The following is a 14,696-nucleotide window of genomic DNA, read 5'->3' as shown; positions in this document are numbered from 1 at the left end:
TGGAGCGGCGCGGCGGGTAGACTCGCCAGGTCAAGCATCCGTTATCTCTGGGAGAACGCCACTCGTGACCGCTGTTACCACCACACCCTCCCGCGGCATTGCCGACACCGTTGCAAACGCGATTGCGACGCCCGAGAAAGAGCAGCCGTTCGACGCGCTGGGGCTGACCCCGAGCGAGTACACCGAGATCCGACAGATCCTCGGCCGCCGCCCCACGAGCGGCGAGCTCGCGATGTACTCGGTGATGTGGAGCGAGCACTGCTCCTACAAGAGTTCGAAGAAATACCTGCGCTCGTTCGGCGAGAAGGTCTCCCCCGCCATGAAGAAGAACCTCATGGTCGGCATGGGCGAGAATGCCGGTGTGCTGGATGTCGGCGAGGGCTGGGCGGTCACGTTCAAGATCGAGTCGCACAACCACCCCTCCTACATCGAGCCGTTCCAGGGTGCCGCGACCGGCGTCGGCGGCATCGTGCGCGACATCATCTCGATGGGCGCCCGCCCCGTCGCCGTGATGGACGCCCTCCGTTTCGGACGTCTCGACGACCCCGACACCGCCCGCGTCGTGCACGGCGTCGTGTCCGGCATCTCCTTCTACGGCAACTGCCTCGGCCTGCCCAACATCGGCGGCGAGACCTGGTTCGACAAGGTCTACCAGGGCAACCCGCTCGTCAACGCGCTCTCCGTGGGAGTGTTGCGCCACGAGGACCTGCACCTCGCCAACGCCACCGGCACCGGCAACCAGGTGGTGCTCTTCGGAGCCCGCACCGGCGGCGACGGCATCGGCGGGGCATCCATTCTCGCCTCGGACACCTTCTCCGAAGGCGGCCCCACCAAACGCCCCGCCGTGCAGGTCGGCGACCCGTTCGCCGAGAAGGTGCTGATCGAGTGCTGCCTCGAGCTCTACCGCGAGAAGCTCGTCGAGGGCATCCAGGACCTGGGCGCCGCAGGCATCTCCTGCGCCACCAGCGAGCTCGCCTCCAACGGCGACGGCGGCATGTTCATCGAGCTCGACAAGGTGCTGCTGCGCGACCCCACCCTGACGGCCGAAGAGATCCTGATGAGCGAGAGCCAGGAACGCATGATGGCCGTCGTCACCCCGGAGAAGCTCGCCGGTTTCCTCGCCATCACCGCCAAATGGGATGTCGAGACCAGCGTGCTCGGCGAGGTCACCGACTCCGGCCGGCTCATCATCGACTGGCACGGCGAGGAGATCGTCAACGTGGACCCGCGCACCGTCGCGGTCGACGGGCCGGTCTACGACCGCCCGGTCGCCTACCCCACCTGGCTCGACGCGCTGCAGGCCGACAGCGCCTCCGCGCTGCCCCGCCCGACCTCACCCGAGGTGCTGCGCGAGCAGTTCCTGGCCTTGCTCGGCTCGCCGAACCTGGCCGACCCGAGCTGGATCACCGACCAGTACGACCGCTACGTGATGGGCAACACGGCCCTCTCGTTCCCCGACGACGCGGGCATGATCCGGATCGACGAGGAGTCGGGCCTCGGCTTCGTCATCGCCACCGATGCGAACGGCCGTTATTGCCAGCTTGACCCGTACCGCGGCGCGCAGCTCGCTCTGGCCGAGGCCTACCGCAACGTGGCCGTGACCGGCGCGGTGCCGGTCGGCATCAGCGACTGCCTCAACTTCGGTTCGCCGGAGAACCCCGAGGTGATGTGGCAGTTCGCCCAGACCGTCGACGGTCTAGCCGACGGATGCCTGGCGCTCGAGATCCCGGTCACCGGTGGCAACGTGTCGTTCTACAACCAGACCGGCGACCAGCCGATCCACCCGACCCCTGTGGTCGCCGTGCTCGGCGTGATCGACGACGTCGCCCGCCGCGTGCCCAGCGGCTGGCAGGACGACGGCCACAACATCTACCTGCTCGGCGTGACCCGCGAGGAACTGGACGGCTCGGCCTGGGCCGAAGTCATCCACGACCACCTGGGCGGGCTGCCGCCCGTCGTCGACCTGGCCGGCGAAGCCGCCCTGGCGGGGCTGCTGCACGCGGCGTCGATCGAGGCGCTCATCGACAGCGCCCACGATCTCAGCTCGGGCGGGCTGGCGCAGACGCTGGCCGAAGCGGTGCTTCGGTTCGGGGTCGGAGCCCGCGTGTGGCTCGGCGACATCTGCGAGCGCGACGGGATCGACGCATCCGTCGCCCTGTTCTCGGAGTCGGCCGGGCGCGTGATCGTATCGGTTCCTCGGGAAGACGACGTGAAGTTCCTCGGCCTCTGCGAGGGGCGAGGCTACCCGGTGCTGCGCATCGGCGTGACGGACTCGACCTCGGCGAGCCTGGAGATCCAGGACCACTTCACGGTGTCGCTCGCCGACTTGCAGACGCGTCACCGCAGCACCCTCCCCTCCCGTTTCGCGCAGTAGGGGTTCCTCCTCCGCCCGTTCTCCCGCTCCCCTCCGACCGACCGACCCCGTTTCGCCCCTGCGTGCGACCAATCGGCCGCCATCGCCGGGATCAAAGTGGCACTTTCCGCGCACGCGCGAGCGCCTGCGGTCGGCGCCTGTGGATAGAGCACCGTGCGAATCGCAGTGGGTGGCATCATCGTGCGATGAGACCGCCTTCTGAGCTGCCGGCCGAGCTCGGTGATGGGCCGTTTTCCGTCGCCGACGCTCGACAGCGGGGAGTCAATTCCGGGCGACTGCGGCGCAGCGACCTCGCGCGGCCCTTCCACGGCGTGCGGGCGCCTGTGGGGCGCGGCCCGTCACCGGCCCCCATCAGCGACGCGGACAGGTGGGCACGGATCCGTGCAGCAGCGCGCACCCGGGCCTATGACTACGCGGTGCGGATGCCGTCAGATCAGTTCTTCAGCCACGCGACGGCCGCGCTTCTCCACGGGCTGCTTCTCCCCGCGCGACTCCTCGAGCGGTCAATCGTGGATGTAGGCACAGGCATTCGGACCCGGCGCCGCCGGGGCAAGGGCGTGCGCGGACATCTGATTCCGCTGGACCGGGTGCGCGTCGTTTCGGTGGGACACCTCGCCGTCGCTTCAGCGGTCGACGCGTGGGTCCAGCTGTCGACGGTCCTCACCCTCGATGAGTTGATCATCATTGGCGACTCCCTCGTGCGCCGCCAGCGGCCTACGGCCACGATGGCGGAACTTCACCTGGCCGTTGCGCGGCACGCGGGCTTGCCCGGTGCCTGTCGTCTCCGCGAGGCCCTCGCCCTGGTCCGTCCGCGCACCGATTCTGCAAAGGAAACAGTGCTGCGACTTCTCATCGTGCGGGCAGGCCTGCCGGAGCCGGAAGTGAACCTGACCCTCGTCAATCGATACGGCGCCTTCATGGCCTTGGGTGATCTCGCCTACCTGCGCTACAAGGTCCTGATCGAGTATGACGGCGGCCAGCACCGCGAAGACGAACGACAGTTTCACCGCGACATCGACCGGCTGGACGAGCCCATGGAAGAAGGGTGGCGGGTCATCCGTGTCAACAAATCCCACTCTCCCCATGCGGTCATCGCCCGAATTCGCACCGCCCTTCTCGATCGCGGTTGGATCCCCTAAATCCCACCTCCAGCCCCACACCCTCTCCAGGGGTCGCGTGCGCTAGAAACGCCGCCATTCCCCGTCGTATGGCGGCATTTTGAGCGCACGCGGGGCCGTGCAGCGGGGCGCCCGCTAGATCGAGAAGGGGGCGCCGAGGTGGAGCTCCGAGCGTGACCAGAGCGACTCTGCGACCGCGGGGTCGAGCGAGGTGCGCGTGGGCTCCTGCAGCGTCGGCAGGCCGCGCGTGAGGTAGCGAGGGCCGTAGTAGTCGCCGCCACGGGCGTCCGGGTCGACGGCCGCACTCACCGTGGGCCAGGCCCCGGCGTCCTTACCCTGAGCACCGAAGGACTGCAGGGTGTCGGCGAATCGGCTCGCACGCGACGGCTGATTGACCCCGCGGATGCCCGGCGTCAGACCCGAAATCGAGTAACCGGGGTGTGCCACGAGGCTTTGCACCCCGTCAGTGCCGCCGGCTCCGGCCGCCCGCAGCCGTCGATCGAGCTCGAAGCCGAACACCTGCATGGCGATCTTCGACTGCGCGTAGGCCTTCCACCGGTTGTAGCCGGACTCCAACTGCAGGTCGAGCAGCGGCGAGTCCAGCAGCCGCGAAATCATCGACCCGAGCGCCACGACCCGGCTGCCGGGCGTGCGCCGCAGAGCCGGCAGCACCCGCGCGGTGAGCGCGAAATGGCCGAGGTAGTTGGTCGCGAAGACCAGTTCGTGCCCGTCGGGGCTCAGCTCGCGCGTGCGCGGCGGGTGCACGATGCCCGCGTTCAGGATCAGCCCATCGATCCGCGGCAGCTCCAGCAGCGCGTCCGCGGCACGGTGTACCTGGGTGAGGTCGCTCAGGTCCAGCGGTATCGCCGACACGGATGCCCCGGGCACCCGGGCGTGGATGGCCGCGACCGCGGCTTCCGTCTTCGCGAGATTGCGGCAGGCCAGCACGACGTGGGCGCCCGCGGCGGCGAGTTGCTCGGTGGTGAAGTAGCCGAGGCCGGCGTTGGCGCCGGTGACGACGAAGGTCTTCCCGAACTGGGCCGGAAGGGCGCGCGACGCCCCGGGGAGCGCGGAGGTCTGAGAAGTCATGAGGTGGCCGGCGACGTGGTGGCGGAAGAATCGGGGCTGGTGCCCACGACCGGCCGTGCGACATCCGTTCGTGCCCCCGCAGCTCGCGGCGCGGACCCGTTCGCCGACTCGGTGCCGGCGATCTTCTCGTGGTGGTGGATGACCTCGGCGATGATGAAGTTCAGGAACTTCTCGGCGAAGGCCGGGTCGAGCCGAGCCTCCTCGGCCAGTCCGCGCAGTCGCTGGATCTGCAGCAGCTCCCGCTCGGGGTCGGCGGGGGGCAGGCCGTGCGCGGCCTTGAGCCGTCCGACCTGCTGGGTGAACTTGAACCTTTCCGCCAGCAAGTGGATCAGCGCGGCGTCGATGTTGTCGATACTCTGACGGATGCTGCCCAGTTCGTCGATCGCTTCCTGCCCCGCGCCGGCGGGCAATTCCTCGTGTGCAGCCATGGTTCGACGATACCGTTTCGCGCGCGGTGACCGCACGACCGGCACTGCCCGCCGTCTTCGATGGAGGCCGCGGGCTACCACCCGGAAGCGGTCACCCGCTCCAACGCATTCCACGCCCGCTCCGCCGAGGTCGACAGTTCCGGTCGACTTCGCCCGGCGCGCGAGTCGATCTCGACCGGAAGTGTCGATTCCGGCGCCATACCGGTCGCCATTAACTCCGTGACCACTGCAGCGGCGCGGGCGACTCCGCCGACCCGGACGACCCGGACGACCCAGACGACTCGGACGACCCAGACGACTCCGCCGACCGGGCCGCCCTCACCGGCCGCGCCGACCCCGCCCGCCCAGGCAAGCGCAGCCGCCGCTGGGTCAGCAGGATGCCGAGCAGCACCAGCGCCGCCCCGGCCGGCTCGTGCCACGAGAAGGTCTCCGAGAGCACGAGCACCCCCAGCAGCACCCCGACGACGGGTGTGACATACGTCACCGTCGACGCGTTCGTCGGTCCCCAGGCGCGCAGCACGTTGATGTGCCAGATGTAGGCCACGCCAGTGCCGAGCGCGCCGAGAGTGAGCAGTCCGGCCACGATCGGCACGGTCAGTGCCACCGGATGCGCCGCCACCACCGGGGTGGCCACAAGCATGATCGCCCCGGCGATGCCGATGTTCAAGAACGCGAAAGTCGCGGGGGCGATCGGCCGGCCGCTCAGGAACCGGCGGGTGTAGCCGAACGTGAAGCCGTAGCAGACCGCCGCGCCCAGGCAGGCCAGCTGGCCCCAGAGGTCGCCGGTCAGGGCCGCGTAGCGCCACGGCGCGATGATCACGACCACGCCGGCGATGCCCACGAGGATGCCTGCCACCTGCCCGCGCGCGAGCCGCTCCACCCGGAACGCGAGCGTCGCCATCACCGCGGTCATGATCGGCGTCACGGCGTTGTAGATGCTGGCCAGACTCGACGACACGTACTGCTCCGCCCACGCGAACAGAAGGTGCGGCACGACGCATCCGGTGATCGCGATCACCAGGAAATGCAGCCAGACCATCTTCTCGCGCGGCAGCACCGGCCCATTGGCCACACGCGGACGGCTGGTCAGCACGATCAGGCCGAGCGTGAAACCGCCGAGCACCAGCCGCGACCACGCCACTTGGCCGAACGTGACCCCCTCGAGGGCCACTTTCATGAACAGGAAACTGGATCCCCAGACCACACCCATGCCCAGGAACTGCAGGGTGACCCGGGTTCGTCCGGCGGCGGGAACGTCTCTCACCTGCCGACTGTACCGCGCCCCGCCGACACTCCGCACGGACGCGCTCGACCGCGGCCCGCTGCACACGCCGGAGCACGCCGGAACGCGCCGGAACGCGCCGGAACGCGCCGGAAGACGCGCCGAAGCGCGCCGGAGCACGCAAACGGGCATCCGGCGGTGCCGCCGTCAGGCCACTTCTCTCGTCTCGAGCGGCCGCACCCGGTACTGAACCGAAGGCGCGCCGTACCCGTCGAGCCGCGCCCGCAGCCCGGCCCGCACCCGAGGCCACTCGCTGTCGAGGATCGAGTAGATCACGGTGTCCCGCCAGCTGCCGTCGGCCCGCCGCCGCTCCCGGCGGATAATCCCCTCATACGTGGCCCCGATGCCCGCGATAGCCGCGCAGGACCGCACGTTCATCACATCCGCCTGGATCTTCACCCGCCCGAACCCATGGTCGAAGGCCAGCCCGAGCAGTAGTAGCTTCGTCTCCGCGTTGACGGCGGTGCCCCAGACCCGCGGATCGTAAGCGGTCCAGCCCACGTGGGCCGACTCGTGTTGCAGGTGCAGGTCGCCCAGCGTGGACATGCCCACGAGGTCACCGGCGTGCGGGCCGCCGGCCAAGCGCACCGCATAGGGCAGTCCCGCCCAGTGAACGTAGGCATCCGCCCAGTCGGTGAACTCGGCCGGGTCCGTGCGGAGCCCGCCCGGGCCACCGCCAAAACCGCCGTCGAAAACCATTGGATGCGCGATCGCGCCGTGCAGCTCGGACAGCAGCGCACGGGTGAGAGGTTCGAGCCGCACATAGTGGCCCACGATGGCGATGCTCTGAGGTCGTTCGGCAGTCATGCCGACACTGTGGCAGCGCCAGGTTGCCACCGAATGAACGGCAGCGGTCAGGTCGGCGCGAACGAATTCGACGGAGATTTTGGCGAAACCGGATGCCGCGGGCCGGTTTTCGCCCTCCAGCAGCAAAATCTCCGTCGAATTCGTCAGGGCACCGAGCGGAGGCCTTCAGCACCGCCCGCAGCCCGCCGTTGACAGCCCGTGGCCCGCGGCCCACAGCCGCGCTTGCCTCAGTCGACGAGATCGTGGCGCGAGATGATCTCCTCGCGGCCAGGACCGACGCCGATCGCCGAGATGCGGGCGCCGCTCATCTTCTCGATCGCGAGCACGTAGGCCTGCGCGTTCCGCGGCAAGTCCTCGAAGGTGCGGGCGCCGGTGATGTCATCGGTCCAGCCGGGGAAGTCCTCGAAGATGGGCTTTGCGTGATGGAAGTCGGACTGCGACACGGGCACCTCGTCGAAGCGCACGCCGTCGACGCTGTACGCGACGCAGACGGGAATCGTGTCCAGGCCGGTCAGCACGTCGAGCTTGGTCAGCACGAAGTCGGTCACCCCGTTGATGCGGGCCGTATAGCGGGCGACGGGCGCGTCGTACCAGCCGCAGCGGCGCGGGCGCCCCGTGGTGGTGCCGAACTCGAAACCGTTGGCGCGCAGGAACTCGCCCGACTCGTCGAACAGTTCGGTCGGGAACGGGCCGGCGCCGACGCGGGTCGTGTACGCCTTGACGACGGCGATGATCCGGTCGATCCGGTTCGGGCCGATGCCCGAGCCGGTCACGGCGCCGCCGGAGGTCGCGTTCGAGGAGGTAACAAACGGGTAGGTGCCGTGGTCGACATCCAGCATCGTGGCCTGGCCGCCCTCGAAGAGCACGGTCTTTCCGGCGGTGAGGGCCTCGTGCAGCAGCAGGGCGGTGTCGGCGACCATCGGGCGCAGACGCTCGGCGTAGCTGAGCAGGTCCTGGACAATTTCGTCGACCGTGATCGCGCGACGGTTGTAGACCTTGACCAGCAGGTGGTTCTTCTGGGCCAGGGCACCCTCGACCTTCTGGCGCAGGATGTTCTCGTCGAACAGGTCCTGCACGCGGATGCCGACGCGGTTGATCTTGTCGGCGTAGGTCGGGCCGATGCCACGGCCGGTGGTACCGATCTGGCGCTTGCCGAGGAAACGCTCGGTGACCTTGTCGACCGTGCGGTGGTACTGGGTGATGATGTGAGCGTTGGCGCTCACCTTGAGTCCGGACACGTCCACGCCGCGGGAGATCAGCGCGTCAAGTTCTTCGAAGAGCACCTCAATGTCGACGACCACGCCGTTGGCGATGATCGGCGTGACACCGGCGGTGAGGATGCCTGACGGCAGCAGGTGCAGCGCGTACTTCTCGGTGCCGATGACCACGGTGTGGCCGGCGTTGTTTCCCCCGTTGAATTTGACCACGTAGTCAACCCGGCTGCCGAGGAGGTCGGTGGCCTTGCCCTTGCCCTCGTCGCCCCACTGGGCTCCGATCAGAACGATCGCTGGCATTTAGTTTTCTCCTCGGATAAAGAACGCCTCGGTGGGCGGGGCCGGGTCGGTGGCCCGGTAGCCGTCCGGTGTGCTGGTCTCCTGATCAAGGCGGCTGATCACCGTGGGATCGGCGCCATTCAGGAAGGTGGTGAGACGGTCGAACTCGTTCTGTTCATTGATCTCGCCCGCGGCCCGGCGCAGCGCATAGAGCGCCCGCAGGAATCCGCGATTGGGTTCGTGGGTCCAGCGCACCGGGCCCTGGCCGTGCCAGCCTGCCTTGCGGAGCGCGTCGAGGCCGCGGTGGTAGCCCACGCGCGCATAGGCATAGGACTCCAGGGTTCGACCCTCGAGGTACGTGGCGTCGGCCAGCACGGCCCACGCCAGGGAGGACGTCGGATGGGCCTCCACCACGCCGGAAATACTGCCGCTATCGGCTCGGCGGAGCGCCTCGATCACCTCCGGTTCCGCGGGAAGAAGGGTCTCGGGCTGCTCAATCAAATTGTCGCCGGTCACACTCGATCCTAACAAGGCCCGGACCGCTCCTCGCCGAACAGGCCACCGGAGAGGGAACCGAGGATGGCCGCGGCGACCTCGTCCCGCGGCCGGTCCGGTTCGAAAACGAGCCATTCCAGGCCCGCCATCAGCACGGCACCGAACACGCTCGACGCCATCAGACCGCAGGTCGCGTCGGCACGGCTGCCCGGCTTCGCCTCCGCGATCGCGTCGGCGAACACGGCGAGGGCCTCGTGCCGTAGCGCAAAGAGCGTCTTTTGCCAGGTGCGGTCGGTGCGGAAGATCTCCGCCGCCATCAGCTTGGACAGTGCTGTGTTCGCCGCGATCCGGTCGAGCAGCGCGCGCACCAGCGCCTCGAGGGCCGCGCTGCCGTGCAGGCCGGCCGACGCGGCGCGGAGGGTTTCGGCGAGCGCGCCGACCCCCTCCTGCAGCAGTTTCTCAAACAGTTTGTCTTTGGAGCTGAAGTTGTAATACAGGCTGCCCTTGGCCACCCCGGCCCGCTCGGCGACCTCATCCATCGTGGTGCCGCTGATGCCCCTGGTCGCGGCCAGCTCCAGCGTGGCGTCGAGGATGGCGCGTTTCGTTCCGGTGGCGCGTGCCATTGGAGTTCCTTTCCACGGGCAGGTTCGGTGCCGGCAGGTTCGGTGCCGGCAGGTTCGGTTCGGTGCCGGGGCCGCGCTAGATGGTCAGTTCGGGGTGCAGCCGGCCCACGGTCCAGATCCTCTGGCGGCCGGCGCTCCAGGCGCTGATCGCGATCGAGCCGACCAGCATCACGGCGAGGACGGCAACCGAAACCCACAGTCTAGAGTCGATGCCTCCGGTGATCAGTTCGCGCAGCCCGGTCACGACGTACGACGCCGGCATGAACGGATGCAGCACCTGGAAGAACACGGGCGTGGTCTCCACCGGATAGGTGCCGCCCGACGAACTCAGCTGCAGCATGAGCAGCACGAGGCTGACCACACGGCCGGCCGCGGTGCCGAGCAGGATGATGAACATCTGCTGCAGAGCCAGGAAGGCGAGCGTCGTCAGGTAGAGGAACGCGCTCATCCCGAACCAGTGTTCGGGCTGCAGGCCGATGCCGTAGACCAGCACGAGCACCATGATCACGACCTGGGCGAGCCCGATGGCCATCGCCGGCAGGAAGCCGGTCATGGTCGAGCGCAGCCCGGAGGCGGCGCTGGCGAGGGCCCGGGTTGGCAGAGCCCGCAGGATCAGCCAGGTGATCAGCCCGCCGACGAAGGTGGCCAGGGCCAGGAAGAAGGGTGCGAACCCCTCGCCGAAACTGTCGGAGGCGTTCTCCCACTTCTGCACGAGCGTGACCGGGCTGGCGATTACGGCCGTCTTCTTTGCAATCTGGTCCGCGGTGAGGTCGGGCGCACTTTGCCCGCCCGTGGTGAGGGAGTCGGCGAGGGTGCCGCTGCCGGCGGCGAGTTCGGCGGCGCCGGTGTTCAGGCTCACGCCGCCGTCGACGAGCTGCCGGGTGCCGTCGGACAGTGACCCCGTGCCCTCGCCCAGCAGCTCGCTGCCGGCGAGTACGGAGTCCGCCCCGGAGGCCGCGGTGGCGGCCCCCTCGGCCAGGGAGGCCGCGCCGGCCGAGAGTTGCCCGGCACCGGTGGCCACCTGGGCGGCGCCGGAAGCCCCGGCGATCAGCTTGCCGGAGAGTTCCCCGGCTCCGGTGGAGAACTGGTCGCTGAGCCCGGCATAGGTCTGGGTCTGGGTGAGCGCGCCTTGGGCACCCGCGTTCACGGCGCCGGCGCCGGCGTCGAGGTGCTCCACGGCCGGCAGGAACGCCGACGCGGGGGTGCCTTCCGGTGCCGCCTGTATCTGCAGGAGCAGGTCGTGCAGTCCGGTCGACACCGAGGCGGTGCCGCCGGCCAGCGTGCCGGTTCCCGCGGCGATCTGGTCGGCGCCGTCGGCGAGCTGCACCGATTTCTCGGAGAGGGTCGCGGCACCCGTGGCGGCGGCCTGCATCCCCTCGGACACCTGCACGGTGCCGTCGGAGAGGGTCACCGAGGAGCCGGCGAGCGCCCGGGCGCCGTCGGACAGCGTGTCCAGTCCGGTCGCCAGGGTGCCGGCGCCGTCGGTGAGGCGCGCAACGCCGTCGTCGAGGGTGAGCGCTCCCTCGGCAAGGGCATCGAGGCCGACCAGGAGGGAGCCGGTCCCGGCCGACGCTGTGGTGAGCCCGTCGAACAGCCGGCCGGCGCCACCCGCTGCCGAACGGATGCCGTCACCGGCCTCGTTCACCCCCACCAGGAGCGCATTGACGGTCTGGTCGCCGATCTCGGTGGCGACCGCGTCCCGCAGTTGAACCATGGCCTGCTTGCCCATGGTCGTGGCGAGAAAACTGTTGCTGTCGTTGTAGTCGACCTGCACGGTGGCCGAAAGCGGGGTGTCGGTGCCGGCGGAGACGGCGCTGGCCGAGAAGTCGCTCGGGATGGTGACCGAGAAGTAGTAGTCGCCGTCCCTGACGCCCGCGGCGGCATCCGCCCCGTTCGTCACGGTCCAGCCGAGCTCGTGGCCGTCGACCAGCTCGTCAACCAGGTCCTGGCCGGCGGTGACCGGTTCGCCGTCCCGGCTGGCGCCGGCGTCTCCGTTGACGAGCGCCACGGGGAGGTGGTCGAGTTCGTGGTCGGGCGCCCAGAAGGCCCAGAGGTAGAGCGCCCCGTAAATGAGCGGGATGAACATAAGCACGACGAGGGCGATCTTGGGCATCTTGCCCTTGCCGAAGCGGTGCAGTTCGGTGCCGGAGGAGAGGAAGGCGAACATTCAGCGGGTCTCCTGATTCAATGGGAGGGCCGAGGTCATCCCGGCCTTGGTCATCACGACAACGGCCGGGTCGATGCCGAGCTCGGCCCACATCTCGGTTTCGGGCGCGGTCGCGGACGCGATCACGCTGGTTCCGGCGGCGGCGACACAGGCGAGGCGCTGCCAGAGGATGCGCCGGGACTCCGGTGCGTGCACCTGCTCGACCTGGTCGAAGAAGAGGATGCTCGGCTCGTTCATGACCGCGAGCGCGGCCCTCAGCAGCACGGTCTGCACCTCATTGAGGTCCCAGATCACGGTGTCGGCAGCCGGAATCGGCACGCCGCCGAACACGGGGGCGCAGACGCGGCGCACCTCGGTGTCGTCGACCGAGCGGATGAACGCCCACCAGGGGGAGATCCAGGCCGTGCGCTCACGGATTGCGGCGCCGACGGTGACCGATTCCTCGAGGGTGTCGATGTCGTGGAAGCCGGAGATGCCGGTGCGCTTCTGCACCCGGCGGGCCCGGCGGGGCAGCTCGTGGCCAAGCACCTCGAGGGTTCCCTCGCTCGGCTTCATGCGACCGGCCAGGGTCAGCATCAGGCTGGTGCGGCCGCTGCCGGTGGGGCCGCAGAGCACGGTGAGGCCGGTACCGGCCTCAAAGCTCAGGGGCCCGTAAACCGAGCCCCGCTTGAATCGCAGGGCCAGGTCGTGCGCCCTCACTGTCGACTGCACGTCGATCCTCTCGTTTGTACTGACTAGTCAGTATAGCACAAGGGATCGACGTGCCGCGTGCCACGGCTCAGGCCGGCGCGCCCCGGGTGCCGCCCGGACGGTGACGTGGCCTTCGCCACGTTGAACGCCGTTCTGGCCGCGGCTAAGACTCCGGAGTACCGGATGCTGCGCGACGACGCGGGAATGTCACCGCGTCGCCGCGGCTGGGAAGCTTCGCGAGCTCGGCCTCCGCGGGGGTGGGAGCTTCGGCCGGGGCCGGGAGGGTCGACCAGCGCAGCAGAGCGGCGGCGCTCGTCTCCGCCGGAAGCTCCCCGGGAGACACCACCATCACCCGCGCATCCGTCAGCATCGCCGCCCGGATCAGCGCGTCGGCGGCCGGCACCGAGCCGAGCTCACTTGCGCCGAGGGCATCGGCCGAGGTGGCTGCCAGCCACGGCTCGCGGTCGAGGGCGATCAGAGTCGTCCCCGCCATCCGGTCCGGGGCCAGCATCAGCACATCGACCTGGCCCTGCTGCAGGGCCCGCACCACGGCCGCGAAGTCGAGCTCGGAGAGGCCGCTGCCCTGTCCCGTCCCCAGCCGCTCGAGGGCGTCGTGCTCCTCCTGCGCGAGAATCGCCGCGAGGTGGCGATTGAGGTCACCTTCGAGTTCCTCCTGCGTGGCACCATCCGGGCGGGTGTTCGTGGCAACGACGTGCAGCACCTCGCGGCTGGCGGGAGAGAGCTGGTCGACGAGCAACTGGCGGGCACGCACGTCGCCGGTGAGCACGAGCAGCTCGGCCTTACTGTCCCGCACGACCTCGTCGATCGCGGCAGCGATCTGGCCCTCGTTGCGCTTCCACACCTCCTCGGTGCGGTGCTGATAGCGCCCGTTCGCAAGGAAGTCGTCTTCGGAACCCACCTTCGTGAGAAACTCCGTGTCGCCCTCCACCTTCACCTTGGAAACCGGGTGCGAGCGGCTGAGCCGGTAGAGGGTGACCTCGCCGCCGTCGCGCCCGGCCTCGGCCACCACGTACCTGAGGTCCCGTGGGCGGTGGATCAGCAGGGGGATCAGAGCGGGCACCGGCCCGTAGGAGACCAGCAACTCGCCGAGCGGCTCCCCCGAGAGCACCTCGTTGAATTCGACCACGCCCTGCCGCACGAACATCAGCCTGCCTATCGAACCGCCCACGCCCGGCGGCTCCTCAATCAGCTCGATGATGGTGCTGATGTCGATCTCCGGGGCACCGGCATCGGTCAGCGCTTCCCGCAGGGTGCGCTGGCGCAGGGAAGAGGTTCGCCGGGGGTTCTGCGCATCCTGGGTCACGTCAACGTAGGCACTCGACACCGAACCGGATCGACGGTATAAGTCCGCGAGCCCCTCATTACCGAAATCAGCCATTGCGGAGTCCTTTCTGTGGCAGTTTATTAACCACGGTATCCCCGGGTTCCGGCGTTCACAACCCTGCCGGACGGTCCGCAGCGGAGCGGAAAAGCTGCCCCTCTCCGGTCGTTACAGGGCGGTCTGCTGGTGCGTCGCGACGCACCAGCCGCCGTCGGCGAATACGTAGGTCGTGGCCGCGTTCGCCTCGATCACCTCGTCGCCGCGGTGGGCCAGGAGCCGGTAGACGAGCACCCCGGCGTGTTCGTTCTGGCGCACCACGGCCGGCTCGCGGAGCTGGTAGCTCGTGATGGCGGGCATCTCCTTGAAGAAGGCGATCGCTTCGTTGCGGGTGACGATCCTGCCCGGCAGGATCAGCAGTCCGTCCGCGGTCATCGTTCGCCGGTAATAGTCTCCGCCGCGGCCGGCGAGAATCGCCTGCCACCCTTCGTGCTCTTCGTGAAGGAGGCGGGCGGGCAGATCGTCAGTGATCGCAGTCATGACCCAACGCTAGCCCCTCAAAGCACCGACTGAGCCTCTGGGAGCGGGACTGAGTTCTGGATCTGCGGCCGGGCGAGCCGCCCGTCAGTACCGCGCCGGGTCGAGCTCGGGATCGGGCTCGGGCTCGGACTCAGCCGCAGGCGTGCGCGGTTCCGGTGCGGGTCTCGGCACAGGCGACGCCGAGCGGATGACCGTGGCCGGCTCACTCACGAACGTGCGCCCGGTCGGCGACGTCCACTCAAGCGTGCCGT

The 14,696-nt window shown here is 69.1% G+C and carries 12 protein-coding genes and 1 pseudogene; 2 read left to right on the top strand and 11 right to left on the bottom strand.

The annotated features are described in order from the left end of the window. The first annotated feature begins 64 nt into the window (after window positions 1–64). Both purL and CXY79_RS01680 read left to right on the top strand, forming a co-directional pair. Window positions 65–2,374 carry a phosphoribosylformylglycinamidine synthase subunit PurL gene (gene purL / locus CXY79_RS01685; protein WP_104099435.1) on the top strand — a complete coding sequence of 770 codons (2,310 nt, stop codon included), beginning with the start codon at window positions 65–67 and terminating at the stop codon, window positions 2,372–2,374. Window positions 2,375–2,559: 185 nt separating this feature from the next. Then, complete coding sequence (locus CXY79_RS01680; RefSeq protein ID WP_104099434.1) at window positions 2,560–3,513, top strand: hypothetical protein; 954 nt, start codon at window positions 2,560–2,562, stop codon at window positions 3,511–3,513. A 114-nt stretch (window positions 3,514–3,627) separates the two neighbouring features. Here CXY79_RS01680 and CXY79_RS01675 read toward each other — a convergent pair whose 3' ends face one another. From CXY79_RS01675 to CXY79_RS01625, 11 genes and pseudogenes are all read right to left on the bottom strand, one after another. Further along, on the bottom strand, window positions 3,628–4,581 hold the full coding sequence (locus CXY79_RS01675; protein WP_104099433.1) for an SDR family NAD(P)-dependent oxidoreductase: 954 nt from the start codon (window positions 4,579–4,581) through the stop codon (window positions 3,628–3,630). A 101-nt stretch (window positions 4,582–4,682) separates the two neighbouring features. Next, window positions 4,683–5,009, bottom strand: a pseudogene (locus CXY79_RS01670) (chorismate mutase); the annotation flags it as partial. A gap of 211 nt (window positions 5,010–5,220) precedes the next feature. Then, on the bottom strand, window positions 5,221–6,273 hold the full coding sequence (locus CXY79_RS01665; RefSeq protein ID WP_369827918.1) for a DMT family transporter: 1,053 nt from the start codon (window positions 6,271–6,273) through the stop codon (window positions 5,221–5,223). Between the two features lie 165 nt (window positions 6,274–6,438). Then, entirely contained in the window at window positions 6,439–7,098 is a 660-nt protein-coding gene (locus CXY79_RS01660; RefSeq protein WP_233191139.1) for a GNAT family N-acetyltransferase, read from the bottom strand. A 227-nt stretch (window positions 7,099–7,325) separates the two neighbouring features. Next, the gene (locus CXY79_RS01655) at window positions 7,326–8,612 is read right to left on the bottom strand and encodes an adenylosuccinate synthase (protein WP_104099431.1); all 1,287 of its coding nucleotides are present in this window, start codon (window positions 8,610–8,612) and stop codon (window positions 7,326–7,328) included. Beyond that, window positions 8,613–9,107, bottom strand: coding sequence for a DUF3151 domain-containing protein (locus CXY79_RS01650; protein WP_233191138.1), 495 nt, complete (start codon window positions 9,105–9,107; stop codon window positions 8,613–8,615). A gap of 8 nt (window positions 9,108–9,115) precedes the next feature. Beyond that, on the bottom strand, window positions 9,116–9,709 hold the full coding sequence (locus tag CXY79_RS01645; protein WP_104099429.1) for a TetR/AcrR family transcriptional regulator: 594 nt from the start codon (window positions 9,707–9,709) through the stop codon (window positions 9,116–9,118). Window positions 9,710–9,785: 76 nt separating this feature from the next. After that, a complete protein-coding gene (locus tag CXY79_RS01640) occupies window positions 9,786–11,876 on the bottom strand; it encodes a YhgE/Pip family protein (RefSeq protein ID WP_104099428.1) in 2,091 nt (696 codons plus the stop codon). Then, a complete protein-coding gene (locus CXY79_RS01635; RefSeq protein WP_134416535.1) occupies window positions 11,877–12,587 on the bottom strand; it encodes an ATP-binding cassette domain-containing protein in 711 nt (236 codons plus the stop codon). It abuts the gene before it with no gap. A gap of 142 nt (window positions 12,588–12,729) precedes the next feature. Then, window positions 12,730–13,965, bottom strand: a complete 1,236-nt coding sequence (locus CXY79_RS01630; RefSeq protein WP_104099426.1) for a hypothetical protein — start codon at window positions 13,963–13,965, stop codon at window positions 12,730–12,732. A gap of 111 nt (window positions 13,966–14,076) precedes the next feature. Further along, complete coding sequence (locus tag CXY79_RS01625) at window positions 14,077–14,445, bottom strand: DUF4440 domain-containing protein (protein ID WP_104099425.1); 369 nt, start codon at window positions 14,443–14,445, stop codon at window positions 14,077–14,079. Window positions 14,446–14,696: the final 251 nt, after the last annotated feature.

It is taken from the genome of Cryobacterium sp. M96 (genome assembly GCF_002929845.1).
GTDB classification, from domain to species: domain Bacteria; phylum Actinomycetota; class Actinomycetes; order Actinomycetales; family Microbacteriaceae; genus Cryobacterium; species Cryobacterium sandaracinum.
This window is presented reverse-complemented; position numbering and strand designations above follow the sequence as displayed.